The organism is Acetivibrio straminisolvens JCM 21531 (genome assembly GCF_000521465.1).
Lineage (GTDB): Bacteria > Bacillota > Clostridia > Acetivibrionales > Acetivibrionaceae > Hungateiclostridium > Hungateiclostridium straminisolvens.
The window spans coordinates 1-3,345 of record NZ_BAVR01000119.1; the positions used below are offsets into that span (position 1 = coordinate 1).

Annotated in this window: 2 rRNA genes; both read left to right on the forward strand. The window is 49.9% G+C overall.

From position 1 onward, the window contains the following. Positions 1 to 181 precede the first annotated feature (181 nt). Positions 182 to 3,085, forward strand: a 23S ribosomal RNA gene (locus JCM21531_RS16765). Positions 3,086 to 3,224: 139 nt separating this feature from the next. Then, positions 3,225 to 3,341: ribosomal RNA gene (rrf, locus tag JCM21531_RS16770) — 5S ribosomal RNA — on the forward strand. The last annotated feature ends 4 nt before the right edge of the window (positions 3,342 to 3,345 follow it).

Consider the following 3,345-nt stretch of genomic DNA (forward strand, 5'->3'; position numbering starts at 1 on the left):
TTTGCACCTTGAAAAATATATAATGTAGATAAAGCAAGATGAGAAGACAAAAAAGAGGGTAACAGGCATAAAAGAAGCTTTATGTGAGGAACATAGAGCGGCTTGATGCAAGTGACTCTTAGGATCTCATTAAGATGGTAGAAGGACAATCACTTTAAGAGAACCAAGGTAGAAAGACCGAGGTCAAGCTATTAAGAGCATAGGGTGAATGCCTAGGCACCAGAAGGCGAAGAAGGACGTGATAAGCTGCGATAAGCTGCGGTGAGGCGCAAATAGCCATCGACCCGCAGATTTCCGAATGGGGGAACCCACCTGAGGTAAATGCTCAGGTACTGTTGCATGAATCCATAGTGCAACAGGGCGAGACGTGGGGAACTGAAACATCTAAGTACCCACAGGAAAAGAAATCAACCGAGATTCCGTAAGTAGTGGCGAGCGAAAGCGGAAGAGCCCAAACCGAGCTATAGCAATATAGTTGGGGGTTGTGGACCAGCATAATGATTCTACGAGCTTAGCAGAAGTAAGCAGGAAAGCTTATACCAAAGAGGGTAAAAGTCCCGTATGCGAAAAGTAAGTAGACAGGCTGGGATCCAGAGTACCACGAGGCACGTGAAACCTTGTGGGAAGCAGGGAGGACCACCTTCCAAGGCTAAATACTAACTGGTGACCGATAGTGGAGCAGTACCGTGAGGGAAAGGTGAAAAGAACCCCGGGAGGGGAGTGAAAGAGAACCTGAAACCCTATGTTTACAAGCAGTTGGAGAGCGTTAAGGCTCGACAGCGTACTTTTTGTAGAACGGTCCGGCGAGTTATTGTATGAGGCGAGGTTAAGTACTGAAGGTACGGAGCCGAAGGGAAACCGAGTCTTAATAGGGCGTTAAGTCACATGCAATAGACCCGAAACCGGGTGACCTATCCATGGACAGGTTGAAGCGAGAGTAAAGTCTCGTGGAGGACCGAACTCATAACCGTTGAAAAGGTTTGGGATGAGCTGTGGATAGCGGAGAAATTCCAATCGAACTCGGAGATAGCTGGTTCTCCCCGAAATAGCTTTAGGGCTAGCCTCAAGGTTAAGTCTAACGGAGGTAAAGCACTGAATGGGCTAGGGGCCTTACCGGGTTACCGAACCCTATCAAACTCTGAATGCCGTATAGATATACTTGGGAGTCAGACTACGTGAGATAAGTTTCGTGGTCGAGAGGGAAACAGCCCAGACCATCAGCTAAGGTCCCAAAATCACAGTTAAGTGGGAAAGGATGTGGGTTTGCTAAGACAACTAGGATGTTGGCTTAGAAGCAGCCATTCATTCAAAGAGTGCGTAATAGCTCACTAGTCGAGTGAACCTGCGCCGAAAATGTCCGGGGCTAAACTGTGTACCGAAGCTATGGCAGTAGAGATACTGGGTAGGGGAGCTTACTGTGTTAGGTCGAAGCATGACCGGAAGGACATGTGGACGAGACAGTAGTGAGAATGCCGGAATAAGTAGCGAGAGTAAAGTGAGAATCTTTACCGTCGAAAACCTAAGGTTTCCTGGGGAAGGTTCGTCCGCCCAGGGTAAGTCGGGACCTAAGCCGAGGCCGGAAGCGTAGGTGATGGACAACAGGTTGAAATTCCTGTACTACCGCTGCTCGTTATGAGAGAAGTGGGGACGCAGGGGGATAAGTTACGCGAGCGGCTGGAAGAGCTCGTCCAAGGGAGGTAGATAGACCGGTAGGCAAATCCGCCGGTTGTTTCGAAGGCCTGATGGGGAGGGAAAAATAAGTACCGAAGTAACAGATTCCGCACTGACGAGAAAAGCCACTATCGAGAGTAGAGGTACCCGTACCGCAAACCGACACAGGTAGGTGAGGAGAGAATCCTAAGACGAACGGGAGAAGCGTTGTTAAGGAACTCGGCAAATTGACCCCGTAAGTTCGCGAGAAGGGGTGCCTGGGAGACCAGGCCGCAGAGAATAGGCCCAAGCAACTGTTTAGCAAAAACACAGGTCTCTGCTAAATCGAAAGATGAAGTATAGGGGCTGACGCCTGCCCGGTGCTGGAAGGTTACGGGGATCTGTTATCGCAAGAGAAGCAGTGAACTTAAGCCCCAGTAAACGGCGGCCGTAACTATAACGGTCCTAAGGTAGCGAAATTCCTTGTCAGGTAAGTTCTGACCCGCACGAATGGCGTAATGATTTGGGCACTGTCTCAACAACGTACCCGGCGAAATTGTAGTACTTGTGAAGATGCAAGTTACCCGCGACAAGACGGAAAGACCCCATGGAGCTTTACTGTAGCCTGATACTGGGTTTCGGTATTCTTTGTACAGGATAGGTGGGAGCTTAGAAGCCAGCGCGCCAGCGTTGGTGGAGCCGTCGTTGGGATACCACTCTAAGAATATTGAAACTCTAACCAGAGACCGTAATCCGGTTTTGGGACACTGTCAGGTGGGCAGTTTGACTGGGGCGGTCGCCTCCCAAAAGGTAACGGAGGCGTCCAAAGGTTACCTCAGCGCGGTTGGAAATCGCGCATCGAGTGCAAAGGCATAAGGTAGCCTGACTGCGAGACAAACAAGTCGAGCAGGTACGAAAGTAGGGCTTAGTGATCCGGCGGTATGAAAGTGGAATTGCCGTCGCTCAACGGATAAAAGCTACCCTGGGGATAACAGGCTGATCTCCCCAAGAGTCCACATCGACGGGGAGGTTTGGCACCTCGATGTCGGCTCATCGCATCCTGGAGCTGAAGTCGGTTCCAAGGGTTTGGCTGTTCGCCAATTAAAGCGGTACGCGAGCTGGGTTCAGAACGTCGTGAGACAGTTCGGTCCCTATCTGTCGCGGGCGCAGGATATTTGAAGGGATCTGTCCTTAGTACGAGAGGACCGGGATGGACAAACCTCTGGTGCACCAGTTGTCACGCCAGTGGCACAGCTGGGTAGCCAAGTTTGGACGGGATAAACGCTGAAGGCATCTAAGCGTGAAACCCACCCTAAGATGAGATATCCCACCGAAAGGGTAAGACCCCATGTAGACTACATGGTTGATAGGCCAGAGGTGTAAGTGCAGTAATGTATTAAGCTGACTGGTACTAATAGGTCGAGGGCTTGACCTAAGAAATTTGGGTGGAAACCCAAAGAGGAAGAAGAAAACAGGTAGAAGGTCTTTCGGAAGTCTTAAATGAGGGATCCGCTTCGAATCTTGCTTTAGACATTATATATTTTTGAAGGTGTGAAAATACAAGTTAACAATCTTCTGGTGGCAATAACGAGAAGGACACACCCGTTCCCATTCCGAACACGGTAGTTAAGCTTCTCAGTGCCGATGATACTTGGATGGAGACGTCCCGGGAAAGTAGGTCGCTGCCAGATTTAA